This is a genomic window from Ruegeria sp. BHSA118 (genome assembly GCF_059613405.1).
The window spans coordinates 1-24,301 of record NZ_JBXWSM010000022.1; the positions used below are offsets into that span (position 1 = coordinate 1).

Sequence of the window (24,301 nt, forward strand, 5' to 3'; positions counted from 1 at the left end):
CTTTGTTCGCAGCCATCATGATCCCTTGCCCAGTGCCGCAGAGGACAATACCCAAGCTGCAATCGCCCGAGGCTACGGCCTGCGCCGCGGCCTTGCCGTGTTTGGGGTAATGGGTGCTTTCCGGGCTTGTCGGGCCAATATCAACCACGTCCCAACCTTGCTGTGCGATGTGGTTGGCCACGGACCGGCGCAGCTTGATCGCCGCATGATCGCTGGAAAGAACAATACGTTTGTTGGCAGTCATGGAGGTGATTCCACTTGTGTCGCCGATCGCGCCCCATGGTCAGATATCTGCGCAATCGGTATTTCAGAAAACAGGGGGCGACATGTTTGGCCGCCCCCTGTTGCTCAATCCATCTGATACATGGATTCGTAGATCGGGGTCAGCGTCTTGTCTTCGAACAGCGAAGACACACTGGTTCCGTTCCAGATGTTCAGGATCGCCTGGGTGAAGATCGGCGCAGTCGGAACGATGCGGATATTCTTTGCCTTCAAAATCTCTTTGGTCGGCTGGATCGTATCGGTCAGCACCAGCGACTTCATGACCGAGTTCGTCACCCGCTCGACCGCCGGGCCGCTCATGACGCCGTGCGTGATGTAGGAGTGAACTTCCTTGGCACCATTGTCCAACAGGACCTGCGCGGCCTTGCAAAGCGTACCGGCGGTGTCACACATATCGTCGACAATCAGGCAGATCTTGTCCTTCACATCCCCGATAACGGTCATTTCCGCGACTTCGCCTGCTTTCTCGCGCCGTTTGTCAACGATCGACAGGGGGGCATTGATGCGCTTGGCCAGTTCACGCGCGCGCGCCACGCCGCCCACGTCGGGTGAAACCACCATGATCTCATCCAGATTGTCCTTGAACTGGTTTTTGACATCCAGCGCAAAGATCGGCGAGGCGTACAGGTTGTCGACGGGCATATCGAAAAAGCCCTGAATCTGCGCGGCATGAAGATCCATCGTCAGAATCCGCTCGATCCCTGCGCCGGTCAGCATATTGGCCACCAGCTTGGCGCTGATGGGCGTGCGGGCCTTGGTGCGGCGATCCTGACGGGCATAACCGAAATACGGGATCACGGCCGTGATCCGCTGCGCAGACGAGCGGCGCAATGCGTCGGCGATGATCAGCAGCTCCATCAAGTTGTCGTTGGCCGGGTTCGAGGTCGGCTGGATGATGAACATATCCTCGCCGCGTACGTTCTCGAACACTTCGACGAAGATCTCGCCGTCATTGAACCGTTCGACGCGCGCATCGACCAATCCCTGGTCAACACCGCGATACAGGCTCATGCGGCGGGCGATGGTTTTGGCAAGTGGAAGGTTGGCGTTCCCAGCAATAAGCTTGGGTTCGTGAAGTGTCGGCATCGGCTGAGGTCCCCGGGCAGCAATGGCTATGTGACAGATTCGTGATGTTGACACCGCTTAGCATGGCCTTACCGTCCCGCAAAGATAACGCAGCGGAGAAAGTGAACATGACCCAGATTGACTACTATTTTGCGACAATTTCGCCTTACAGCTATCTGGCTGGTACCCGGTTGGAGGAGGTGGCGGCGAAACACGGCGCAACGATCAACTACAAGCCGCTGGACATCATGGCCCTGTTCGCGCGCACCGGGGGAACCCCGCCGAAGGATCGCCACATCTCGCGGATCGAATACCGCGCTCAGGAGCTGCTGCGCCAATCCAAAAATCTGGGGATGGAGTTCAACCTGCAACCGGCGCACTGGCCGACCAACATGGCGCCTTCTTCCTATGCGATTATCGCCGCAATCAAGGACGGTTCGGGCGACGTCGGCAAGCTGAGTCATTCCATTCTGCGCGCCTGCTGGGCCGAAGAAAAGGATGTGGCCCAGGATGATGTGATCCGCGACTGTCTGGCCAATGCCGGGTTTGATCCCGATCTGGCCAACAGCGGCCTGCTGGTCGGGGCCGAAACCTATGCCGCCAATCTGGAAGAAGCCGTGGATCGTGGTGTGTTCGGCGCGCCGTTCTACATCACGCCGGATGGTCAACGCTTCTGGGGGCAGGATCGCCTGGAAGATCTGGATCGGCATCTGTCCGAGATGAAAGGATGACAGCACCAACGGCGATGCAATCCGGTTTTGTCAGACGATTGGGCGATGGAGGGCGCAAACTGCTTGCCCTTCATTGCACCATTGCGCATTCCGGCGCGTGGTCCGGCCTAGCCAAGGCATTGGATGGCAGCGTGTGTCTTGTAGCACCGGATATGCTGTCTCACGGGCGCAGTCCGGATTGGGACGGTCAACGCGATTTTTTTGACGCTGTGACAGGGCTGGCGGCGGTCGAATTGACCGAGCCCACGGATCTGGTCGGCCATTCCTTTGGGGCGATCGTTGCGCTCAGACTGGCCATCGAGCACCCGGACCGTATACGAAGTTTGACCCTGATCGAGCCTGTGTTCTTTGCCGTGGCAAAACAGGACGCGCCCGATTTGTACGATCAGCACCTGCGAGAGTCACAACCGATTGAAGCAGCGTTCCAAGCAGGCGACAAGGCGCTGGCCGCGCGGTTGTTCAACCGGATGTGGAGCACTGACATCAGCCCCAAATGGCCTGACCTGCCAGAACGGACGCGCGCCAGCATGGTGCGTGGGATTCATGTTGTTCCTGCGTCTTATGCCGTTCTGTACGATGACCGGGCCGGGTTGCTTGATCCCGGCAGATGCAAGCGCGTATCGATGCCAACCCTGTTGCTGAGCGGATCAAAGACCCAACCGACGATCCCGGCAATCTGTGAAGGGTTGCGGCGCCGTCTGCCGAACGTACGCCATAAAATCGTTCAAGGTGCGGGGCATATGCTGCCCATTTCGCACCCCCTTGAAACCAGCGTGCTGCTTCAGCAGTTCTGGAAAGCTGGCCACGGGGCGGGTGTTACAACAGGCTGAGAAACTGATCGATCTCGGCTGTTCCGATCGACCAGTCGCAGACCAGTCTGCACGCAAGGCTTTCATCGTCATCGTCACCTTCCAGCTCGGCCCCCCAAAGGTGGTAGATTGCCCCGGCCTCATGCAGCTGTTTGTGCTTCGCGCGTGAAAAAGCGGCAAAGACCATATTGGCCTGCGGTTCGTGCAGGAACTCGGCCCCTTTTGCACGCAAGCCATTAGCCAGCCGGGCACAGTTTGCGTTGGCCTGACGGGCCAGCTTTAGCCACAGATCATCCTCAAGATAGGCCGCCATCTGAGCGGACAGGTAGCGATGCTTGGAAAACAGATGCGCCCCGCGCTTGCGCCGCAGCTCGAATTCCCAGGCCTTGCTCTCGTCAAAGAACACCACCGCCTCGACGCCCATCAGGCCGTTTTTGGTGCCGCCAAAGCTGACCGCGTCCACCCCGGCTTTCCATGTCATGTCTGCCGGAGAGCAATTCAGGGCCACCAGAGCATTGCTGAACCGGGCCCCATCCAGATGGACCGGCAAGCCATATTCCTTTGCGACCCCGCACAACGCCTGCAACTCTTCCAGCGAATAGACCGATCCGCGCTCGGTGACCTGAGTGATCGACACCGGCCCGCGCTGCGGCCCGTGAACTCCTCGGGTTTCTTCGCCCAGGATGGACCCGCGCAGCGCGTCCGGAACCATCTTGTCGCTTCCGGGAACAAGGGTCAGCTTGGCCCCGGTGTAAAACTCGGGCGCGTTGCACTCGTCTTCATGAATATGGGCGACCGGAGAGCAGAAGATCGTTTCCCAAGGGTTGGACAATGTGGCAAGGGCCAGCGAATTTGCCGCTGTCCCCGTCGCCACCAGATAGACGGCAGCCCCCGGAGCTTCAAAGATGCTGCGAATGCGGTCACGCACCTCGTTCATCATCGTGTCGGCGCCATAGGCCATCTGATAGCCCCGGTTGGCCTCGGCCAGTTTGGCCATGACCTGCGGGTGAACCGGCCCGGAATTGTCAGATGCGAAATACATCAGCTAGGCTCCTCGATAATGTAGTCTTCCCACTCTTCCATGGGGGTTTCGAACTCGGACACCGTGCGCCCTCGGACCGACACGCCTGCGGCATGCACGGTTTCCGGCGTACCAGACAACAATGGGTGCCAGTCGTAAAGCGGTTTGCCTTCCCACAGCAACCGATACGCGCAGGTTTGCGGCAACCAATAGGCGTGTTCGTCGATATTGTCGGGTGTCATGACGATGCATTCAGGCACGAATTGATGCCGGATGTCGTATTGCGTGCAGCGGCAGCTTTCATCATCCAGAAGGCGGCAGGCGACGCAGGTCAGGGCAACTTCGCCCGAGTCTTCATCTTCCAGCTTGTTGAGGCAGCACTTGCCGCAGCCGTCACACAGGGCCTCCCACTCGCGCTGGTTCATCTTGCGCAGGGGTTTGCGTTCCCAGAACCGGGCGGGCAGGCCGGTGCGTTCAATCGGATCAGCGCTCATAGGGCGGCCAGAATGCCCCGGGCCTGTTCACAATCGGCATTCATCTGCGCGATCAGACCATCCAGCCCGTCAAATGTCATTTCAGGGCGCAGGAATTCGATCAGCCCCACCGACAAGGTCGCCCCGTACAGGTCGCCGGAAAAGTCGAACAGGAAGGTTTCGATATTTGGCACTTCGCCATGGAACATCGGGCGCACCCCAACCGAGGCCGCGCCGTGATAGCTGCCCTGATGCGGGCCATCCAGCACGTCGACCAATACTGCGTAGACACCGAATTTCGGCGGGTGGAGCCCTTCGATGGACATGTTCGCCGTTGGAAAACCCAGCTCGCGCCCGCGCTGCTCGCCGCCGATCACCTCGCCTTCGATCCTGTGCCAATGGCCCAGCATCGCGGCGGCATCCCTTGGGCGACCCTCGCTCAATGCGGTGCGAATGGCGGTTGACGAAACCACGTTTTCCGACCGCTGCATCAAAGGGGCAATCGTCACGCCAAATCCCATCTCTTGCCCGAACCGAACCAGATCGTCAGCCGTCCCGCTGCGGCTCTTGCCAAAACAGAAATCGGCCCCGACCACGACATGGGACAGGCCCAGCCCGTCACAAATCACGTTGCGCGCGAATTCATCGGGGGAAAGCCCGGCCAGCGCCGCGTTGAACGGCAGCTCATACAGTCTCTCGACACCCAGCTTCTCAAGCCGATGCGCCCGCGCATTGCCGCGCATCAGGCGGAACGGAGGAGAGTCCGGCGCAAAGTACTCACGTGGATGCGGCTCGAATGTCATGACACCCAGTGGCGCATCCGGGGCCGCGTCGCGGGCCAGTTCGATCACCGACCGGTGCCCCACATGGACGCCATCAAAATTCCCGATCGCAACGCTGGCGCCGCGATCTTCTGGCTCGACAAACTGGAAATCCCGGATGATGTGCATAGGCGATTGCGTAGCGTTGCGTTGCGATTTGTTCAAGCGGCAGTTTGAGTTCAAGGCACGCGTTCTGGCGAAACACACCAAAACCATTTGCCGGACATGATTGCACACGGGGCATCCCTGGAATGCTGTACAATATTCGGTCAACTGCTTGATCCAAAAAAAATACTGGGTGTAGACTGAACTTCCGACCCTCGGACCACGCTGGGGGGCGGACGATGGCCCGGCCAGGTTCAGATGAACCCAGCACAGGAGGCAGACCATGTATCGATTGCGACTGTTCGCGATTCGCAACGCCCGTGCGTTCGAGTGGATTTACAAATGTGTCGAACGGGGCATGGTCGCGATGGATCCGGTCTTTGCAAAGATCGGCTACAACCGCGTCGAACGCCCCATCGCGCTGGTCGAAAAAGGCGTCAAAAGCCTGTTGTTCGATTGCAAGATGTGCGGGCAATGCGTTTTGTCTTCGACGGGTATGTCTTGCCCGATGAACTGCCCCAAGCAACTGCGCAACGGCCCATGCGGCGGTGTACGCCCCGGTGAGTTCTGCGAGGTGAAACCCGATATGAAATGCGTCTGGGCTTTGGCCTGGGACGGGGCCAGCCGCATGCGGCACGGGGGCGACAAGATAAAAGAGGTTCTTCCGCCCGTGGAACACACCTTGAAGGGGTCATCATCCTGGCTGCGGGTCAGCCGCGAGATCGCCGCACAGGAACGCGAGGCCCGGGACGCTGCCCGCGAAACGCTTGCGCAGGCGTTCCCGGAGGCGCGAGAAAACGAACCCTCTGCGGCACCTCTGGCTGCTGAACCCCCCAACGCGGTGAACCGGGAGCTGAAGAAATGATTGATGCCCATCGCAGCGAGGTTGAGCCGATCGGCTATGTGCCTGTTCCCGAAGGCTATGTCTCGCACAGTCGATTGGAAAGAGTTCTGCGTTCGGGCCGCTTTGCGGTGACCGCTGAACTGAACCCGCCAGACAGTGCTGACCCCGAGGATGTTTTTCAGGCGGCACAGCCGTTGGGTGAAGTGGCGGATGCGATCAATGCAACCGATGCGTCTGGTGCCAACTGCCACATGTCTTCGATAGGAATCTGTGCGTTGTTGACCCGCGCGGGGTATTCTCCGGTCTATCAGATTTCCTGCCGAGACCGGAACCGGATCGCCATTCAGGGGGATGTTCTGGGGGCCGCGGCGCTGGGCGTCAGCAACGTATTGTGCCTGACCGGCGACGGTGTCGGGGTTGGGGATCAACCGGGGGCAAAACCGGTGTTCGACTTCGATTCCCTGACCTTGCTGCGGACGATCCGAACGATGCGCGATCAGGGAAAGTTTCTTTCCGGCCGCAAGATCACGCGCCCCCCTCAACTGTTTTTGGGTGCGGCGGAAAACCCCTGTATACCACCTTATGACTGGCGCCCGGAACGTCTTGCCAAGAAGGTCGAGGCGGGGGCCGAGTTTATTCAGACCAACTATATCTATGACATTCCGCTCTTTGAAAGGTTCATGGGGCGGGTTCGGGATGCCGGTCTGGACAAAAAAGTGTTCATCATCGCCGGTGTAGGCCCCATCGCTTCGGCACGCGCGGCTCGCTGGATGCGCAGCAATGTGCCCGGAATTCACATCCCGGATCATGTAATCGAGCGGATGGAGAATGCCGAAAAGCCCGCGGAAGAGGGTAAGAAGATCTGTATCGAACTGATCCAGCAGATCCGGGACATCGCCGGTGTTTCCGGGGTTCATGTAATGGCCTACCGGCGTGAACACGTGGTGTCGGAAATCATTCTGGAATCAGGTGCGCTGAAGGGACGAAAACGAACACGTTCTTCCTGACATCCTTAAGTCTGGTTGAGTGCCCAAACAAAAAAGGCGCCGGTCCGGCGCCTTTTGCAAGACTGTGTTTGCCAGTCAGTCGAACTTGCGCGACGGGGCAAGCACCATGGCTTCGCCGATCAGAACCTTCTTGCCCTCGACCGAACAATGGCAGTCCAGCTTGACGCGGCGCTTGGCAAAATCGATGTCGATCACCTTCACCTCGGCATAGACCATGTCACCCGGACGCACAGGCGCCAGGAACTTCAGTGACTGACCCATGTAAACGGTGCCATGACCCGGCAATTGTTCACCAATCACGGCCGAGATCAGACCCGCCGTCAGCATTCCATGGGCAATACGGCCTTCGAAGATGGTATCGCGGGCATAGTCATCGTCCAGATGCACCGGATTCCGGTCGGTCGAGACCTGCGCGAACATTTCGATATCTTCATCCGTCACCACTTTGCGCAGGTGGCGGGACATGCCCATTTCGATGTCTTCGATACAGATCGTTCCGCGCGGAAGATTGTCCAACATGTTGCCCTCACTCGAAATCGGCCGTGAAAGAAAAAACCATCATTTGGCCAAGGTTGGCAACTTTATTACTTCGCAGTTGCAGAAAATCAAGTCTTTTCTTGCTACCTCAAGCGCCCGATCGTGTAGGTTGGATTGATCTTTTCCCTTTCAATATAGGCGGTTAGGGATTCGTGATGCGGATGGTGCGACGTTTTTGTTTCTGCCGCGGCCAATCCGCCCGAGATGAACAGAGAATCAATGCCCTCTCCCATGCCGCCCAGAATGTCCGTGTGGGGGCCGTCGCCGATCACCAGAATGTCGCTGTCGGGGATATCGTGCCCCAGTTCCTGCAACCTGCGGCGGGCCAGATCATAGATCGGCGGGTGCGGTTTGCCGAAATACAGGCTTTCACCGCCCATTTCGGTGTACAGCCTGGCCAAAGCACCGGCACACCATTCGCGCACCTCGCCGCGGTCCACGACAATGTCAGGGTTCGCACAAAGCAGTTTCATCCCCATCTGCTTGGCGTACAGGAAATCCGGCCGGTTCACATCCGGGTCGGCCATCGGGTCGAACGGACCGCAGCAGACAATTCCCTCGGCTTCCTTCAGCGGCACACGCTCGATATGGATGGGGTGGTCCAGCAGTTTCAGCGGTTCGAAAAAGCCCGCATCGCGCTGCCACTCGCCCATGAAGTAAACCTTGTGCCCCACAGCACCCCGGAACATCGCAGATCGCGCGGAATCCCCGCTGGTGGCGATGGTGTCATACGCGTCGGCGGGGACGTTGAATTGCACGAGTTGCTCTGCCACCCCGGCGCGGGGTTTGGGAGAGTTCGTGACCAAGACCACCAGGCCACCCTTGGTGCGATAGGCCTTCAACGCTTCGACGGCTTCGGGGTAGGCCGTGATGCCGTTGTGAACACAGCCCCAAAGGTCGACAAACAGTGCTTTGTAACGGTCCGAGATCTCGGAAAGCGAGGAAACGATCTGGGTCATGGGTGCCTCTGGGTCTGATATCGCGCTGGCGACAGCTATGGCAAAGCTTGGGCCCGAACACCATCCCGCATTCCCGTTTGCGCCAAGGAATGGGTGAATCTGCTACTCGTCTTCGGTAATTTTCGTGACATCCGGGGCCTGCTGAACGTTTTCCGTTCCCAGGATGATCTGGGCCCCGATGCGCGGCTGATACCGGATGATGGCCAGGTATCCGGGTCCCAGTTCCTCCTCCAGCACCCCGACCAGAGGGGTCTCACGCAGCTTGGGTGGCAACAAACCGGCAATGGAAGAAACCTTGAACTGCGCTTCGGCCGGCAGATCGACGATCAGCCAAACCTCGGCCCGCTTGCGCTGAGCGTTGACGTCGATGCGGATGATTTCCACGGAAACCGGATCGGCCCATGCACGAATGGCTTCGGCCAGTTGCGCCTCGGTCCGCGTTTCCAGATAACGGTTGTAGGTGGACTTCCCAAGTTGCAGGACGACGACGACCAGAAACGCGATCGCGACAAAGACGCTGGCGGTAAAGTTCAGCTTGCGCTTTCCCTTGCTGAAAACCACGGAGCGCGCGGCATAGACAAGATAAACCGCGCAGGCGGACAGAATGATCGCGCCAAGATTCGTTGCGAAAAGCAGCCCTGCCTCATAGGCTTCGGCGGATTCGTCAAAATACAAAAGAATGCCCGAAGCCGACAGCGGGGGAACAAGCGAAACGCCGATGGCCGCGCCGGGTAGAAGGCTCAATTCGGATTTGTTGATCTGAACATAGGCCCCAGCCACACCGGCAGCGAGCGCGACGATCAGGTCTTCGGTACCGGGATCGGTGCGCGCCAGGACCTGGTCGGGGATCAAAATGCCACGGGGAACATCTGCGACATAGACCAGAAACCATGCCATCATTACGCAGACAATGGCCGCCAGGCAAACCGTAAGCGCCAGCGTCACCGCGCGTTTCAGCCATCCCATGACCATCGCGGCGGCCACCCCGAGGATCGGGGTCATCAGCGGTGCCACAAGCATGGCCGCGATCACGACAGCGCCGGAGTTGCGCAGCAAACCCATGGTGGCAATCACGACCGACAGCGTCAGCAACATTGCAAAGCGTCGCCAATACGCCGCCTTGTCGGCACCTTCAAAAAGAAGGATGCTGCGGGTGGTGCTCAGTTTTCGTACGACCATTGCATTTACCTGACCTGGGATAGGCTTTGGCCCCCGGTCAGACTAACAACCGGCAACGCGTCCGCAAATGGCTGTCAGTAAAGAAAAAAGGCGCCCGAATTGGACGCCTTCAGATTTGGGTCGCTTAAGGATCAGACCTTCAGGTTCGGAATGATCTGCTTTTTCCGGCTCATGATACCGGGCAGAACGACGGCGTCCCCGTCCACGGTTGCGCCAAAGCTTTTCTCGGCCACGGTTTTGACCAGATCATTGGGGACCAGAAGCGTGGCCTCTTCGTTCAGGATATCAACGACGAACAATAGCACCTGATCGACGCCGTCTTCCTTGGCAACATCCACCATCGAACCCGCCAGGCTGGCCTTGCGGTCCAGAACGACGCCGGGGGCGGTGGTTTCCAGAACCGAGACGCGGAACTTGGTGCCGTCGACCTCGTATTCTTTACTGTCCATGCGGATCAACTCGGCGTCCGAGAAGGACGAGACATCCGATTTCGCCGCAAACATGTCAGCCGCATATGCCGAAATGTCCAGCTCAAGCTCGGCCGCCAGCCGCTCTGCAACCTCGCGGTCATGGGGCGTGGTGGTGGGTGAGCGGAACTCCAGCGTATCCGACAGAATGCAGGTAAGCGCGGCGCCTTTGATGGCGTCGGGCATCTTGGCAGCATCTTCGCCCATCAGGTCGACCATGATGGTGGCCGTGCAGGCCAGGGGGCGCACTGTGATGTCGATCGGGCCTTTGGTTTCCAGGCCACCGACCAGCTTGTGATGGTCGATGATGGCGCGGATGTCCGCGTTGTTGATGTTGGCCGGCAGTTCGGCGGGGTTGTTGGTGTCGACGATAACCACCGGGGTTTCCGCGGGCAGGTCCTCAAGGATCCGCGGCTTGGGCAGGTCCCAGTTTTCCAGCATGAATGTTGCTTCGGTGTTGGGCTCGCCCAGCAACACCGGTTCGGTCTGCTCACCCTTGACCTCGTTCAGGTACCACGACCACAGGATCGGCGAGCCTGTGGAATCTGTGTCGGGGGATTTGTGTCCAAATACGAGCGTTGTCATGTCAGCGTCCTGCGGAATGGAAATTTGCGCGCGTTATAGGGCGGACAAACGTCCTTGTCACGCCACAGCAGCCCGTCTGCGACGCTTGGTCTGAAAACCGCTGAACCGGCTTAGAATGCGGCGCGTGTCAGCGCGTATCCGGCCTGCTCCAGCTGGTTCAGCAACCCGTAATCATCGCTCAGGTGTCCCGCACCGACCGCAATCACAACAGTCTGATCCCTGATGTCCAGAATCTGCGCCATCCAGTTGGCGTTTCGCTGCACCAGCAATTGCTGCTCGAAATCCTGCCATTCCGCATCAAAGACCTCGGGGCTCAGGCCCGACTGCTCAAGCCCCTGTAAGCGGGCAAGCTGTATGATCTCGGCGTGCTTTTCTTCCAGATACGCGTTGGCCATGGTGGCCAACTGGTCCGCATTGCCCTGCATCGCCCCGGACAGGCGCACAAGCGACTCGACCTGTTTCTCGAGCGGATAACTGTCGAACATGGCCATCAGGTCTTCGATTCGTTCCAGCGAGTGCTGCGGGATACCTTTTTCAACGGCCAGATCGTTCAGGCGGGCGTCCATTCCATAAGTTGAATTCGGGTCTTCGATCATGCAGGGCGGAATGCTCAGCATCATGGTCAGGAACCACGGGCGCATCTTCGCAGCCATCCAGCCGGGGATGCCGCGTTGGGCCAGGGCTGTGGACAGCGCATCCCAGTCGTCTTCTGCCATCAGGTCGATCAACGTAGGGCCCGAGGTAATCATTACCGCACTCAGGTCGCTGGCCATGGTCTTTTCGAAAGCGTCCATGTCGTCCTGAGTGACTTCGAAATAAAATGCGTCCGCTTTGCTGAGTTCGGGCGACAGGCGGTCAATCACGTCTTCCATGCGCGGATCGTAAGTGTGCAACGTGCCGATGATGTGCAAAACCGTGTCGCCCTTGCGTGCAATCCAGTGATTGCCTTCGGCATAGGCGATCCGGGCCACTGCACTTTGCAATTTGGTCCGGGTTTCCTCGGGCAGTTGTGGCCGCAGGTCCACCCCCTCGCACGCGGCCTGAGCCGAGATCGGAAACACAAGGAACGCAAGAAACGTGAGCAAACGCATGGGACCAGCCTGAATGGTGTCAAGAAGTTGAACCCAGACTTAGCCACGCCACCTGCCGATGTTCAAGCCGCCCGTCTGGTATTCTCGGACAATCTGCGTAGCATGGCCACATGAACCGCGAGCAGGATCTCTATCCCCCGGTCAAGGCGCTGCTGGAGCGTCAGGGATACACCGTCAAAGGCGAAGTCGGCGCAGTCGACATCGTTGCGGTGCGCGATGAGGATGCGCCGGTGATTGTCGAACTGAAACTGCGGTTCACGCTGGCCCTGTTTCATCAGGCGATCACCCGGCTGAAGCTCACCGATCTGGTCTATATTGCAGTCTGCAAACCCACGGGCCGAACGGCCCGGCGGGCGCTCAAGGACAATCTGGCACTGTGTCGCAGGCTTGGCCTGGGCCTGATCACCGTGCGGGCTGATGGCATGGTTGAGGTTCAGTGCGATCCCGGCCCCTACGCGCCCCGTAAAAACAAAGCCAGGGCCGCTCGGTTGCTGCGCGAATTCGACCGGCTGCAAGGCGACCCGAACGCCGGAGGCGCGACGCGCCATGGTATCGTGACGGCGTATCGGCAGGATGCGCTGAAATGTGCGGCGTATCTGGCCGAGAATGGCCCGTCCAAGGGGGCGGACGTCGCTAGATCGGTCGCGGTCCCGGTCGCCACCCGGCTGATGCGGGAAAACCACTACGGGTGGTTCGAGAAGGTTGAAAAGGGCATCTATGGGCTTACGTCAGAGGGCGCAGAAGGGTTGAAGCATTGGGCCTATAGCTGGGAACAGGCTGACTGATCCATCTTGCAAAAAAATCTCTCGCAAATTGTTGACTCGGACTTTTAGACTCCCTAGCTATGCGTCGTTATCACTCACACACCCCGAGTGCTAACGCCTCGCCAACCGGTGAGGGGAGGATAGATAAACTTTGAGCCCAAGGAGCTACAAAGATGGCATTGAAACCGCTTCATGACCGTGTGCTGGTTCGCCGCGTAGAGAGCGAAGAGAAAACCGCAGGCGGCCTGATCATCCCTGACAGCGCAAAAGAAAAGCCCAGCGAAGGCGAAGTCGTCGCAACCGGCGAAGGCGCACGCAAGGACAGCGGCGAACTGATCGCAATGGCTGTTAAAGCTGGCGACAAGATCCTGTTCGGCAAATGGTCGGGCACCGAGGTTCAGGTCAACGGCGAAGAGCTGCTGATGATGAAAGAAAGCGACATCATGGGGATCATCGAGTAAGCCCGCGCGCTTTCTCTGATCTTCATTTCAAACCAATTTCTCAAGGAGAAACGACATGGCTGCAAAGGACGTCAAATTCGACACCGATGCCCGCAACCGTATGCTGAAGGGTGTGAACATCCTGGCCGACGCGGTTAAAGTGACCCTGGGCCCCAAAGGCCGCAACGTGGTTCTGGACAAATCCTTCGGCGCGCCGCGCATCACCAAGGACGGTGTTTCGGTTGCCAAGGAAATCGAACTGGAAGACAAGTTCGAAAACATGGGCGCGCAGATGGTGAAAGAAGTCGCCAGCCGCACCAATGACGAAGCCGGTGACGGCACCACCACCGCAACCGTTCTGGCACAGGCGATCGTAAAAGAAGGCCTGAAGCAGGTTGCAGCTGGCCTGAACCCGATGGACCTGAAGCGCGGCATCGACCTGGCAACTGCCAAGGTTGTTGAAGGCATCAAGTCGGCTTCGCGCGAAGTCAAAGACTCGGCAGAAGTTGCTCAGGTTGGCACCATCTCGGCCAACGGAGAAGCCGAAATCGGCCAGCAGATCGCAGACGCGATGCAGAAGGTTGGCAACGAAGGCGTTATCACCGTCGAAGAAAACAAAGGTCTGGAAACCGAGACCGATGTTGTCGAAGGTATGCAGTTCGACCGTGGCTACCTGTCGCCTTACTTCGTCACCAACGCAGACAAAATGATCGCAGAGCTCGACGACTGCATGATCCTGCTGCACGAAAAGAAACTGTCCTCGTTGCAGCCGATGGTTCCGCTGCTCGAGCAGGTGATCCAGTCGCAGAAACCGCTGCTGATCATCGCCGAGGATGTTGAAGGCGAAGCGCTGGCAACTCTGGTTGTCAACAAACTGCGCGGCGGCCTGAAAATTGCTGCTGTCAAAGCACCGGGCTTCGGCGATCGCCGCAAGGCCATGCTGCAGGACATCGCAATCCTGACCGGCGGTCAGGTCATCAGCGAAGATCTGGGCATGAAGCTCGAGTCCGTCACCATGGACATGCTGGGCACCGCCAAGAAGATCGAAATCACCAAAGACGAAACCACCATCGTCGACGGTGCTGGCGAGAAGGCCGAGATCGAAGCACGTGTTGCCCAGATCCGCACGCAGATCGAAGAAACCTCGTCGGACTACGACCGTGAGAAGCTGCAAGAGCGCGTTGCCAAACTGGCAGGCGGTGTTGCTGTTATCCGCGTCGGCGGCATGACCGAAGTTGAAGTGAAAGAGCGTAAAGACCGTGTGGACGATGCTCTGAACGCAACACGCGCTGCCGTTCAGGAAGGCGTTGTTGTGGGCGGTGGTGTTGCTCTGGTTCAGGCCGGTAAAGCACTGGAAGCTCTGAAAGGTGCAAACGCTGATCAGGACGCAGGCATCAACATCGTTCGCAAGGCAATCGAAGCGCCGCTGCGCCAGATCGCTGAAAACGCAGGTGTCGACGGTGCGGTTGTGGCCGGCAAGGTCCGTGAATCGTCGGATGCAGCATTCGGCTTCAACGCGCAGACCGAAGAATATGGCGACATGTTCTCGTTCGGCGTGATCGACCCGGCCAAAGTGGTTCGTACCGCTCTGGAAGACGCGGCATCGGTTGCCGGCCTGCTGGTCACCACCGAAGCAATGGTTGCAGACAAGCCGCAGAAAGACGCACCTGCTGCCGGCGGCATGCCCGACATGGGCGGCATGGGCGGCATGATGTAAGCACGTCGAATTCGCCTCTGGCGAATTCTGACGACCCGACAAGCACTTGGCGGTATGGCCAAGCTGCCGAGAGGGGAACCATAGAGCTTAAGAACGGGGTCGCCTTCGGGCGGCCCCGTTTTGTATTGACGAATCTGTTTTCAAGGCGAGTTGCGACGCGGCTTTTTCCGGCGCAGCATGTCTGATCCCCCAACCTTCGGGAAAGTGAGTGTGCAAACCCCGCCCAAACGGCTATGCGGATGGTATGAGATTGTTTTTGCTCACTGCCCTGACCATGTGCGCCTTCGCGGCGAATTCCATTCTGAACCGGTTGGCCATCGACAGCGGAGCCAGCGATCCGACCGGGTTTGCCATCGTTCGGGTTTTGGCGGGGGCCGTGGTCCTGGCCGCTCTTGTGCTGGCGCGCGGGGGGTGCCTTCCGCTGCGCAATCGAAGGCGGATCATTGGCGCGGGGTCGTTGACGCTCTACATGATCGGATTTTCGATCGCCTACCTGACACTGGATGCAGGGCTGGGGGCCTTGATCCTGTTTGGCGTGGTGCAAATTACGATGTTTTCTATCGGCGCATTGACGGGCGCGACTCCGACCGCCCGGCAGGTGGCGGGGGCGGGGGTTGCGCTTGCTGGTCTTGCTTATGTGCTGTGGCCGACTGGCGCCGTTCAAGTCGACTTGGCTGGCGCGGCTCTGATGGCCGCCGCCGGTATTGGTTGGGCCCTTTATTCGATAGCGGGCCGTTCTGAAACAAACCCGCTGGAGGGAACGGCCGCCAATTTCATCATCGCTTTGCCGTTGACCGTTCTGGCGATGCTTGCCGGTGGCAGCGTCTGGCAGATGACTGGGGCGGGGTATCTGCTTGCCGTCCTGTCCGGTGCGGTAACATCCGGGCTTGGCTATGCCTTGTGGTATCGTGTTTTGCCTCAACTGGCCCCGTCCGTGGCGGCTGTCGTTCAGCTCAGCGTGCCGGTGATCGCAATTCTCGGCGGTGTTGCTTTTCTCGGCGAGATTGCCGGAGCACGGCTGATCATCGGCGCCACGCTTGTTTTGGGCGGTATCGCGCTAGCCGTGCTGCGACGTCACCGGGGCTAGGGCTTTTATCAAAGGCTGATAGGCTTTATCTGGCGGTTATGAAACTTTTGATTGCTTTGTTCTTCTGCCTTGTTCCCGCCGCAGCCAGTGCGAAATGCGTGATCCTTCTGCACGGTCTTGCGCGCACCGAGGCCTCGCTTACCGTGATGGAGCAGCTGTTCAAGGCGCATGACTATACCGTTGTGCGCCACGGGTATCCATCGACTGAAATTGGTATTCCGGAACTGGCAAGGCAAACCATACCGGAGGCGCTTGCGGCATGTGGCGATGACAAGGCCAATGTCGTTGCGCATTCCATGGGCGGTATCCTGCTGCGCTATTGGCTCAAGGACCATCGGCCCGAAAACCTGGGTCGTGTCGTCATGCTCGGCCCGCCCAATCAGGGCAGCCAGTTGGTCGATGAGCTGAGCGCATGGGAAGTGTTCGGGTATCTGAACGGCCCGGCGGGCCTGCAATTGGGCACAGGTCCCGAAGGCATTCCGCGCCGCCTGCCGCCGGTGGATTTTGAGCTGGGCGTGATCGCGGGTGAGAATTCGCTCAACCCGCTGTTTTCATCGCTGATCGACGGGCCGGATGACGGCAAGGTTTCGGTTGAAACCACCAAGGTCGAAGGGATGAAGGATCATCTTGTTCTGCCGGTGACCCACACGTTCATGATGAACAACCCGCGGGTTATGGCACAGGCGCTGCATTTCATCGAATTCGGCCGCTTCGATCGGCAGATCACCTGGCTGGACGGTGTGATGGAGATAATCGACGAGATCTGCATCGGGCAGGATTGCTCGGAACCTGACTCGGAGCCCACGCGATGACCTCTCTGGATCTGACTTTGACCGGCGCAGAGGTTCTGTTGCCGGAGGATGGACTGTCGCGCTGCGATCTATCGATAGCGGAAGGCGTCATTCAGCAAGATCGGACCGGGCGCAGGGTTGACCTGACCGGTTATCTTGTCCTGCCCGGTATCATCGATCTGCACGGGGACGGGTTCGAACGCCACATCGCCCCGCGTCGGGGCGCAATGAAGCAAATGAACGAAGGCATTCTGGCAGCCGAAGCCGAACTGGCCGCCAATGGCATCACGACCGCCGTTCTGGCCCAGTTCTACAGCTGGGAAGGTGGCGTGCGCGGCCCCGAGTTTGCCGCGCAGGTGTTTCGGGCCATCGCTGCGGTCAAGGACAGCGCCGTCACGGATCTGATCCCGCAATTGCGGTTCGAGACCAACATGCTCGCGGATTACGAGGGTCTGGCCCGTCGCATCGCCGATTGGCAGGTGCCCTATGTGGTGTTCAATGATCACCTGCCGCATGATCGTCTGGCGCAGGGCAAAAAGCCACCGCGTCTGACCGGGCAAGCGTTGAAGGCCGGGCGCAATCCGGATGCGCATTTTGAGATGCTGCTCAATATGCATGCCCGCAGGAACGAGGTTCCCGCTGCCGTCGAAGCACTCAGCGCCGAACTTGTCTCAATGAGGGTGCGTTTGGGCAGCCACGATGACGCGACCGCCGAGACAAGGGCATGGTGGCGCGACCGGGGCGTGCGCATTGCCGAGTTCCCCGAAACGCTTGAAGCCGCCGAGGCGGCGCGCGCTGCCGGGGATCATGTCATTCTCGGCTCGCCCAATGTGGTCCGCGGCGGCTCGCATAAGGGCAACGCCAGCGCGGTAGAGCTGATCGCCATGGGGCTCTGTGATGCGCTGGCCTCGGATTACCATTATCCCAGTCCACGCCGCGCGGCGCTGATGCTGGCCAAAACCGGGCTGCTGGATCTGGCCGGTGCCTGGGCGCTGATCTCGTCCGGCCCCGCGCGGGTGCTGGACTTGCCGGACCGGGGCACGCTTGCCGCGGGCAAACGCGCCGATCTGGTCATCCTTGATGCAACCACTCACCGCGTCGCCGCGACATTGGTGGGCGGGCGCGTCAGCTATATGTCTGGGGATATCGCAACCCGCTTTGTGGGGTAAAACCAGGCCAGCTTCACCTTTTTCCAAATACTCTCCCCGAAGGCATCGCGCCGTAGCGCGATATTCTACCGCTTGATCCGGTTGAAATGTCCCATCTTGCGACCGGCCTTGACCTCGGCCTTGCCGTAAAGATGCAGCGCGATGTCCCGTTCACGCGCCAGCTCAGGCACGCGGTCCATATCGTCGCCGATCAGGTTCTCCATCACCACATCCGAGTGGCGCTGCCCGTCGCCCAACGGCCAACCCGCCACCGCGCGGATGTGCTGTTCGAACTGATCCACGGCGCAGCCATTCTGCGTCCAGTGGCCCGAGTTATGCACGCGCGGCGCGATCTCGTTCACGATCAGTCCGCCGGGTGTCACGAACAGCTCAACCCCCATGACACCGACATATTCCAGAGCGTTCAGGATATTGGCCGCCAGCAGGATGGCATCGGTGCGCTGGGCCGGGGACAGGCGGGCGGGGATGGTGGTGGTGTGCAGGATACCGTCGCGATGCACATTCTCACCCGGATCGAAACAGGCGACCTGACCGTCCAGACCACGGGCCGCGATGATCGACACCTCGTGCGAAAAATCCACGAACCCTTCCAGAATGGCCGGAGCGCCAGCCACATCGGCCAGCGCGGCCTTGGCATCCTCAGGCTTGCGCAGCCGGGCCTGCCCCTTGCCGTCATAGCCGAAGCGACGGGTTTTCAGGATGGCGGGCGTCCCGATCTGTTCGATCGCCGCATTCAGGCTGTTCAGGTCGGTGATATCCGCAAACGGGGCCGTCTTCAGACCCAGCTCTTGCAGAAACGTTTTCTCGGTCAACCTGTCCTGGCTGACCCGCAATGCCTCGCGCCCGGGACGGATCGGGCGGTGCGCTTCCAGAATGTCCAGCGCTTCGGTCGGGATGTTCTCGAACTCATAGGTGATGACATCGACCGCATCGGCAAAGGCTTTCAGTGCATCTGCATCGTCATAGGCCGCAGTGGTGACGCGATCCGCAACCTGCGCCGCCGGTGGGTTCGCACCCGGTTCGTAGATATGGCTGACAAAACCCAGCCTGGCGGCTGCCACGGACAGCATCCGGCCCAGCTGACCACCCCCCAGAATCCCGATCACTGCACCTTGGGCGAGCATTTCCGCCATCTTCAACTCTCCAAACGTTTGCCAATTGCCCCAAGCGCGGAACGCAGCGCCTCGTGCGCGCCGCCCTCTTTCAGGGCGTCCGTCATTTGCAGGCTCAGCGTGCCCTCGGTCGCCAGCGCGTCACGCTCCTGCACCAACCATCCGGCGGCGCCTTTTTCCATCGAGGCCAGAAAACCGGCCATCAACTGCGTTGTATAGAACTCGGCCCCGTCCGCATCACCGGTTGCGTTACCCAGCCATTCGGCACCCGTTGCCATCAGGTCCAGAATGACGGGAACCATGGCACAAATCGCGAAATGCGCGTTCAGCGCGGCTTCATCCGCAACCTTGACCACGGGGTTTTCCGGTTCAAACAGGTCCGCCAGCAGGCGATCATTGCCAAAAGTCGCCATCGGGCAGCCGCCGGTTTCCAGAAAGCCCAGCGGGATGGTCTGCACGAAATCCGACGCCGGGGCGCAAAGCGCGGCCAGGTGCTCGGCCGAAACCGCCGCCATGACGGACACGATCTGCTGATCGGCGCGGAATGTCAGCGGGTCCAGAACGTCGGCCGCGATATGCGGGCGCAGGCACAGGAACACGATGTCCGAGGTGTCAATCACGGCCTGAGGCGGTGCAACGGTCACGCCCAGTTCGGCCTTCAAGGCGGCTGAAACCGTGGCGTTGCGCTCGGTCACGCTGATCTGGCGCCCCTTGGCGGCCATCAGCCGCGCAATCGGCGCGGCGATATGGCCGGTGCCGATAAAGCCGATCCGGCTCATCCCTGCGGTTCCTGGGGGATCGAGGCTGACAACGCGTCACGCCAATTGTCCAGCCGTTCGGCCAATGCATCATCCTGCAATGCAAGAATGCCCGCTGCCATCAGGCCGGCATTGGCCCCGCCGGCGGACCCGATCGCCATGGTCGCCACCGGAAACCCCTTGGGCATCTGCACGATGGAATACAGCGAATCCACGCCCGACAAGGCACGGGTCTGCACCGGGACGCCAATCACAGGCACCCGCGTTTTCGACGCCATCATGCCCGGAAGATGCGCCGCCCCGCCCGCACCTGCAATGATCACCTGCAACCCGCGCGAAACTGCGGTTTTGCCATAGTCCCACAGCCGGTCCGGCGTGCGGTGGGCAGATACGATACGCGCCTCATAAGCGACGCCCAGTTCGTCCAGAATATCCGCGGCTTCCTTCATCGTGGGCCAGTCCGACTGGCTGCCCATGATGATCCCCACTTTCACATCGCTCATCCGCATACGTCCCCGCGCTCAGAAAGAGCGCGCACTATAGCCAAATCCGGTTGGCTGGCAATGAGGTACAGGGTGTTCAGGCGATGATATCGGGCGTCAGGCGGTCTTCGATCAGGCGGATGATGTCTTTCAGGCGCAGTTTCTCTTTTTTCAGGCGCCGCAAGGTCAGTTGATCGGCCGTTCCCTTGTCATGCAATGCCTGAATCGCCTCATCCAGATCGCGGTGCTGTCGGCGGAAGACCTCAAGCTCAACACGCAATACTTCATCTGTTTTCATCGAAAGATCGGTAGGCGCGTTCATTGGCGACTCGGGCTTGTTGTGGTGCTTACCCAACAAGATAGTGTGTCAGACGTTATCGCGCCAGACCTTGTGGACATCCTGGTTTCTTCCCATATTCTATTGCAGGCGGTTGCCAGAACGGGGCCGCACACCACGTCGCTTTGACAATGAAGGACGAAAATACGTGTCGAAACTTACTCTTGGCTCATACCCGCATCTTTTGGGGTTCGAGCAGCTGGAACGCCTTCTGGAACGGTCTGCAAAGGCCGGAAATGAGGGATACCCGCCCTATAACATCGAACAGACCTCGGATTTTTCCTATCGCATCACTCTTGCGGTGGCCGGGTTCGCCGAAGAGGATCTGTCAATCACGATCGAGGATCGCCAGTTGGTGATCCGGGGCCGTCAGCGCGACGACAGCGAGGGGCGCATCTTCCTGCATCGCGGCATCGCGGCGCGTCAGTTTCAGCGCATGTTCGTGCTGGCCGACGGGGTCGAGGTGGGCGAGGCGATCATGGAAAACGGTCTGCTGCATGTGGATCTGACCCGCGCCGTGCCGGAAACCGTGGTTCAGACGATCAACATACGGAAGGGGTAAGAGCAATGAATACACCGATTGAAATCAACGCCGAAGGCGACCGTATCGTTTATGTCAAAACGGTCGACGTATCTGAACTGCCTCGGGAAGTCCGTGAACAGGCGGGCGATCTGGATCAGCTTTACGCCGTCCACGATTCCGACGGGCAGCAACTTGCGCTGGTCGCTGACCGCAAGCTGGCCTTCGTGCTGGCGCGTGAACATGACCTTTCTCCGGTGGCCGTTCACTAGGCGGTCTGAAACTCTGCTGAAAAGACGTGACATTTTCTGCCTATGCAGTGATCGTGCCACAAATGCTAAAGCAGGAGTGGCATCATGGGCTGGTTTGACTTTGACTGGGTGGACGCCTTCAGTGATCGCGCCTTCGGTGGCAACGGATGTGCCGTCGTTCATGAAGGTGCGCGCCTGACGCAAGAGGTCTGCATGGCCTATGTGCGCGAAACCTCTCTGGTCGAATGCACCTTTACCGGGCCGTCCGACGTGGCCGACATCCGCGTCCGCTACTTTCTGGCCAGCCGCGAAATTCCCTTTGCAGGGCATCCGACTATCGCCACCGTCGCGGCAATGCGATCCCGCGGAATAATCTCGGGCGATGGTCTGACGCTGGAAACCGGTGCCGGCCTGGTGTCGATCCGGTTGCAGGGTGATCAGATCGAAATGACTCAGGTCGCACCGCAATTCGGTACGCTCGTCCCCGCGGAACTGGTGGCGGAAGCGGTCAGCCTGCCACGGGAAGCCATCGTGTCTCCGCCTCAAATGGTTTCAACCGGCTTACCATTCTGCATCACCGTTCTGCGGGATCATGACGCTTTGCGCGCGGCCTGCCTGTCCGAGGACGCGCTGCGCAAAGTGGCTGCGACGGCAGGGTATTCCGGCTCGGATATGGCCGAGCCGTTTCTTGTCACGCTGCAAGGGGCAACCGATGAGGGCGATACGTTTTCGCGTCTTCTCATGGCCCCGCCCAGCCCGCCCGAGGATCCGTTTACCGGGTCTGCCACCGGTGCGATGGCCGCCTATTTGTGGAAACATGGCTTGATGCAAAAGGAAAGCTTCATCGCCCAGCAGGGTCACGATATGGGCCGCCCCGGGAAGGCCATCGTCACGCGTGTCGGCCCGCCTGATGCGATGACGGGCGTCAAGGTTTCTGGTCAGGGGCATATCCTGATGCGCGGGCAGGTTGATCTGCCAGAGACCGCGCAATAGACGAACCAGCTCACACCCGGCGACGTCTGCCAACACCTCCGCCCATCAAAACAAAAACGGCCCCCGAAAACCGGAGGCCGCTTCGTTTCATTCATCAGACTCAGCCGGCCGCAATCAGGCCCATGCTTTCCAGTTTCAGCAGCACCTGATGGGCGCAGTTGTCGACCTCGACATTTTCGGTTTCGACGCGCAGCTCGGGGTTTCCCGGAACATCGTAAGGGTCCGAGATGCCGGTGAACTCCTTGATCTTGCCCTCGCGCGCCAGCTTGTAAAGGCCCTTGCGGTCGCGGCGTTCGCATTCCTCGATGCTGGTGGCAACATGCACCTCGCAGAAGGCTCCGAACTGTTCGATCTCTTCCCGCACGGCGCGGCGCGTGGTGGCATAGGGCGCGATCGGGGCGCAGATGGCGATCCCGCCGTTCTTGGTGATCTCGGATGCCACATATCCGATGCGGCGGATGTTCAGGTCGCGGTGTTCCTTCGAGAAGCCCAGTTCCGAGCTGAGGTTCTTGCGCACGATGTCGCCATCCAGCAGCGTCACCGGGCGGTCGCCCATCTCCATCAGCTTGACCATCAGCGCGTTTGCGATGGTCGACTTGCCCGAGCCCGAAAAGCCGGTGAAGAAGACGGTGAAACCCTGCTTGGAACGCGGCGGGAAGCGGCGGCGCAGTTCCTCGACCACTTCGGGGAACGAGAACCACTCGGGGATTTCCAGCCCTTCACGCAGGCGGCGCCGCAATTCGGTGCCCGAGATGTTCAGGATCGTGACGTTGTCCTTGTCGAGAATCTCGTCATTCGGCTCGTATTGCGCGCGCTCCTGCACATAGACCATGTGTTTGAAATCGACCATTTCGATGCCGATCTCGTCCTGGTATTTGCGGAACAGGTCCTGCGCGTCATAGGGGCCGTAGAAATCCTCGCCCTTGCTGTTCTTGCCCGGTCCGGCGTGGTCGCGACCGACGATGAAGTGGGTGCAGCCGTGGTTGGCGCGGATCAGGCCGTGCCAGACGGCTTCGCGCGGGCCAGCCATGCGCATGGCCAGGTTCAACAAGCTCATCGATGTGGTCGAGGCGGGGTATTTATCCAGCACCGCTTCGTAACAGCGCACGCGGGTAAAGTGATCGACGTCGCCCGGTTTGGTCATGCCCACGACCGGGTGGATCAGCAGGTTGGCCTGTGCCTCTTTTGCGGCGCGGAAGGTCAGCTCCTGATGCGCGCGGTGCAGCGGGTTGCGGGTCTGGAAGGCCACGATGCGACGCCAGCCCAGCTTGCGGAAATAGGCGCGCAATTCATTCGGCGTGTCGCGGCGCCCGCGAAAATCGTAATGCACGGGTTGTTGAATTCCGACCACCGGTCCGCCCAGATAGACCTTGCCGGCCACGTTGTGCAGATAGTTCACCGCCGGGTGGGCATCGTCATCGGCGCCAAAGACTTTCTCGGCCTCGCGTGACTTGTCCGGAATCCAGCGGTCGGTCACGGTCATGGTGCCCAAGATCACGCCTTCCTGATCGCGCAGAGCGATATCCTGCCCAAGTTCGATCTGATCCGCGAAACCTTCGCTGACATCCAATGTGATGGGCATTGGCCAAAGCGTTCCATCGGCCAGGCGCATATTCTCGACCACATTGTCGTAATCCGCTTCACTCAGAAATCCCTTGAGCGGGTTGAACCCGCCGTTCATCAGCAGTTCCAGGTCGCAGATCTGACGCGGGCTCAGATCCCAGCTGGTCAGGTCGGCCGCTTCCACCTTCAGCTTCTGCGCCGAATCGTATGACACATACAGTTCGGGGATCGGGGCCAGATTGCTTAACATCGTCATTGGAATTCTCTTGTCGCAGTGTTGATTTGCCAGTGGATATCAGGCGGTTTCGAGGCGTTTGCACCGACTGACAGGCGAAGTCCAC

Annotated in this window: 28 protein-coding genes; 13 read left to right on the forward strand and 15 right to left on the reverse strand. The window is 59.7% G+C overall.

The window, feature by feature from the left end:
* Window positions 1-244: RpiB/LacA/LacB family sugar-phosphate isomerase (locus AC2FNN_RS08860; RefSeq protein WP_496757993.1), on the reverse strand; the 244-nt coding region annotated here is incomplete at its 3' end.
* A 104-nt stretch (window positions 245-348) separates the two neighbouring features.
* Window positions 349-1,368, reverse strand: coding sequence for a ribose-phosphate pyrophosphokinase (locus AC2FNN_RS08865; RefSeq protein ID WP_117872500.1), 1,020 nt, complete (start codon window positions 1,366-1,368; stop codon window positions 349-351).
* A 107-nt stretch (window positions 1,369-1,475) separates the two neighbouring features.
* On the opposite strand from AC2FNN_RS08865, the gene AC2FNN_RS08870 reads away from it, so the two are divergent.
* Together AC2FNN_RS08870 and AC2FNN_RS08875 are read left to right on the forward strand one after the other, a co-directional pair.
* A complete protein-coding gene (locus AC2FNN_RS08870; protein WP_496757994.1) occupies window positions 1,476-2,078 on the forward strand; it encodes a 2-hydroxychromene-2-carboxylate isomerase in 603 nt (200 codons plus the stop codon).
* Window positions 2,075-2,908, forward strand: a complete 834-nt coding sequence (locus AC2FNN_RS08875) for an alpha/beta fold hydrolase (RefSeq protein WP_496757995.1) — start codon at window positions 2,075-2,077, stop codon at window positions 2,906-2,908. The genes AC2FNN_RS08870 and AC2FNN_RS08875 overlap by 4 nt, the downstream gene beginning before the upstream one ends.
* Here AC2FNN_RS08875 and AC2FNN_RS08880 read toward each other — a convergent pair.
* Genes AC2FNN_RS08880 through AC2FNN_RS08890 form a run of 3 tightly spaced genes read right to left on the reverse strand, consistent with a single transcriptional unit; the run spans window position 2,895 to window position 5,331 of the window.
* Window positions 2,895-3,929 (reverse strand): threonine aldolase family protein, encoded by a 1,035-nt coding sequence (locus AC2FNN_RS08880; protein ID WP_496757997.1) that lies wholly within the window; start codon window positions 3,927-3,929, stop codon window positions 2,895-2,897. The two genes, AC2FNN_RS08875 and AC2FNN_RS08880, sit on opposite strands and share 14 nt — an antisense overlap.
* Window positions 3,929-4,402, reverse strand: coding sequence for a YcgN family cysteine cluster protein (locus AC2FNN_RS08885; RefSeq protein ID WP_171206268.1), 474 nt, complete (start codon window positions 4,400-4,402; stop codon window positions 3,929-3,931). Before AC2FNN_RS08885 ends, AC2FNN_RS08880 begins: the two co-directional genes overlap by 1 nt.
* Window positions 4,399-5,331, reverse strand: a complete 933-nt coding sequence (locus AC2FNN_RS08890) for a bifunctional riboflavin kinase/FAD synthetase (RefSeq protein WP_496758000.1) — start codon at window positions 5,329-5,331, stop codon at window positions 4,399-4,401. The genes AC2FNN_RS08885 and AC2FNN_RS08890 overlap by 4 nt, the downstream gene beginning before the upstream one ends.
* A gap of 259 nt (window positions 5,332-5,590) precedes the next feature.
* On the opposite strand from AC2FNN_RS08890, the gene AC2FNN_RS08895 reads away from it, so the two are divergent.
* Window positions 5,591-6,172 (forward strand): methylenetetrahydrofolate reductase C-terminal domain-containing protein, encoded by a 582-nt coding sequence (locus AC2FNN_RS08895; protein ID WP_496674224.1) that lies wholly within the window; start codon window positions 5,591-5,593, stop codon window positions 6,170-6,172.
* Window positions 6,169-7,158, forward strand: coding sequence for a methylenetetrahydrofolate reductase (locus AC2FNN_RS08900; protein ID WP_496758001.1), 990 nt, complete (start codon window positions 6,169-6,171; stop codon window positions 7,156-7,158). The genes AC2FNN_RS08895 and AC2FNN_RS08900 overlap by 4 nt, the downstream gene beginning before the upstream one ends.
* 75 nt (window positions 7,159-7,233) lie before the next feature.
* Here AC2FNN_RS08900 and AC2FNN_RS08905 read toward each other — a convergent pair whose 3' ends face one another.
* From AC2FNN_RS08905 to AC2FNN_RS08925, 5 genes are all read right to left on the reverse strand, one after another.
* Window positions 7,234-7,677: a MaoC family dehydratase gene (locus tag AC2FNN_RS08905; RefSeq protein WP_117872517.1), complete on the reverse strand. Its 444-nt coding sequence runs from the start codon at window positions 7,675-7,677 to the stop codon at window positions 7,234-7,236.
* A 101-nt stretch (window positions 7,678-7,778) separates the two neighbouring features.
* On the reverse strand, window positions 7,779-8,654 hold the full coding sequence (locus AC2FNN_RS08910) for a TIGR01459 family HAD-type hydrolase (protein WP_496758002.1): 876 nt from the start codon (window positions 8,652-8,654) through the stop codon (window positions 7,779-7,781).
* 102 nt (window positions 8,655-8,756) lie between these two features.
* The gene (locus AC2FNN_RS08915) at window positions 8,757-9,833 is read right to left on the reverse strand and encodes a DUF389 domain-containing protein (protein ID WP_496758003.1); all 1,077 of its coding nucleotides are present in this window, start codon (window positions 9,831-9,833) and stop codon (window positions 8,757-8,759) included.
* A gap of 131 nt (window positions 9,834-9,964) precedes the next feature.
* The gene (locus AC2FNN_RS08920) at window positions 9,965-10,885 is read right to left on the reverse strand and encodes a manganese-dependent inorganic pyrophosphatase (RefSeq protein WP_496758005.1); all 921 of its coding nucleotides are present in this window, start codon (window positions 10,883-10,885) and stop codon (window positions 9,965-9,967) included.
* A gap of 110 nt (window positions 10,886-10,995) precedes the next feature.
* Window positions 10,996-11,976: a TraB/GumN family protein gene (locus tag AC2FNN_RS08925; RefSeq protein ID WP_496758007.1), complete on the reverse strand. Its 981-nt coding sequence runs from the start codon at window positions 11,974-11,976 to the stop codon at window positions 10,996-10,998.
* A gap of 110 nt (window positions 11,977-12,086) precedes the next feature.
* On the opposite strand from AC2FNN_RS08925, the gene AC2FNN_RS08930 reads away from it, so the two are divergent.
* From AC2FNN_RS08930 to AC2FNN_RS08955, 6 genes are all read left to right on the forward strand, one after another.
* A complete protein-coding gene (locus AC2FNN_RS08930) occupies window positions 12,087-12,761 on the forward strand; it encodes a DUF2161 domain-containing phosphodiesterase (RefSeq protein WP_496758009.1) in 675 nt (224 codons plus the stop codon).
* A 152-nt stretch (window positions 12,762-12,913) separates the two neighbouring features.
* A complete protein-coding gene (gene groES / locus AC2FNN_RS08935; RefSeq protein WP_010441779.1) occupies window positions 12,914-13,201 on the forward strand; it encodes a co-chaperone GroES in 288 nt (95 codons plus the stop codon).
* Window positions 13,202-13,256: 55 nt separating this feature from the next.
* On the forward strand, window positions 13,257-14,897 hold the full coding sequence (gene groL / locus AC2FNN_RS08940) for a chaperonin GroEL (protein WP_496758011.1): 1,641 nt from the start codon (window positions 13,257-13,259) through the stop codon (window positions 14,895-14,897).
* A 244-nt stretch (window positions 14,898-15,141) separates the two neighbouring features.
* Window positions 15,142-15,984, forward strand: a complete 843-nt coding sequence (locus AC2FNN_RS08945; RefSeq protein ID WP_496758012.1) for a DMT family transporter — start codon at window positions 15,142-15,144, stop codon at window positions 15,982-15,984.
* A gap of 38 nt (window positions 15,985-16,022) precedes the next feature.
* Entirely contained in the window at window positions 16,023-16,796 is a 774-nt protein-coding gene (locus AC2FNN_RS08950) for an alpha/beta fold hydrolase (RefSeq protein WP_496758014.1), read from the forward strand.
* Complete coding sequence (locus tag AC2FNN_RS08955) at window positions 16,793-17,944, forward strand: alpha-D-ribose 1-methylphosphonate 5-triphosphate diphosphatase (RefSeq protein ID WP_496758015.1); 1,152 nt, start codon at window positions 16,793-16,795, stop codon at window positions 17,942-17,944. The genes AC2FNN_RS08950 and AC2FNN_RS08955 overlap by 4 nt, the downstream gene beginning before the upstream one ends.
* A 65-nt stretch (window positions 17,945-18,009) precedes the next feature.
* Here AC2FNN_RS08955 and AC2FNN_RS08960 read toward each other — a convergent pair whose 3' ends face one another.
* From AC2FNN_RS08960 to AC2FNN_RS08975, 4 genes are all read right to left on the reverse strand, one after another.
* Window positions 18,010-19,077 carry a 5-(carboxyamino)imidazole ribonucleotide synthase gene (locus AC2FNN_RS08960; RefSeq protein WP_496758016.1) on the reverse strand — a complete coding sequence of 356 codons (1,068 nt, stop codon included), beginning with the start codon at window positions 19,075-19,077 and terminating at the stop codon, window positions 18,010-18,012.
* 2 nt (window positions 19,078-19,079) lie between these two features.
* Window positions 19,080-19,835 carry an NAD(P)-binding domain-containing protein gene (locus AC2FNN_RS08965; RefSeq protein ID WP_496758017.1) on the reverse strand — a complete coding sequence of 252 codons (756 nt, stop codon included), beginning with the start codon at window positions 19,833-19,835 and terminating at the stop codon, window positions 19,080-19,082.
* The gene (gene purE / locus AC2FNN_RS08970; protein WP_117872985.1) at window positions 19,832-20,317 is read right to left on the reverse strand and encodes a 5-(carboxyamino)imidazole ribonucleotide mutase; all 486 of its coding nucleotides are present in this window, start codon (window positions 20,315-20,317) and stop codon (window positions 19,832-19,834) included. Before purE ends, AC2FNN_RS08965 begins: the two co-directional genes overlap by 4 nt.
* Window positions 20,318-20,393: 76 nt before the next feature.
* The gene (locus AC2FNN_RS08975) at window positions 20,394-20,618 is read right to left on the reverse strand and encodes a YdcH family protein (protein ID WP_152458986.1); all 225 of its coding nucleotides are present in this window, start codon (window positions 20,616-20,618) and stop codon (window positions 20,394-20,396) included.
* 163 nt (window positions 20,619-20,781) lie between these two features.
* Here AC2FNN_RS08975 and AC2FNN_RS08980 point away from each other — a divergent pair, with 163 nt between their 5' ends.
* From AC2FNN_RS08980 to AC2FNN_RS08990, 3 genes are all read left to right on the forward strand, one after another.
* Complete coding sequence (locus AC2FNN_RS08980) at window positions 20,782-21,195, forward strand: Hsp20 family protein (protein ID WP_058275530.1); 414 nt, start codon at window positions 20,782-20,784, stop codon at window positions 21,193-21,195.
* A 5-nt stretch (window positions 21,196-21,200) separates the two neighbouring features.
* A complete protein-coding gene (locus AC2FNN_RS08985; RefSeq protein WP_298852484.1) occupies window positions 21,201-21,425 on the forward strand; it encodes a DUF1150 family protein in 225 nt (74 codons plus the stop codon).
* An 84-nt stretch (window positions 21,426-21,509) separates the two neighbouring features.
* Complete coding sequence (locus AC2FNN_RS08990; RefSeq protein ID WP_496758020.1) at window positions 21,510-22,397, forward strand: PhzF family phenazine biosynthesis protein; 888 nt, start codon at window positions 21,510-21,512, stop codon at window positions 22,395-22,397.
* Between the two features lie 100 nt (window positions 22,398-22,497).
* Here AC2FNN_RS08990 and AC2FNN_RS08995 read toward each other — a convergent pair whose 3' ends face one another.
* Window positions 22,498-24,216: a bifunctional sulfate adenylyltransferase/adenylylsulfate kinase gene (locus tag AC2FNN_RS08995; protein ID WP_496758021.1), complete on the reverse strand. Its 1,719-nt coding sequence runs from the start codon at window positions 24,214-24,216 to the stop codon at window positions 22,498-22,500.
* Between the last annotated feature and the right edge of the window lie 85 nt (window positions 24,217-24,301).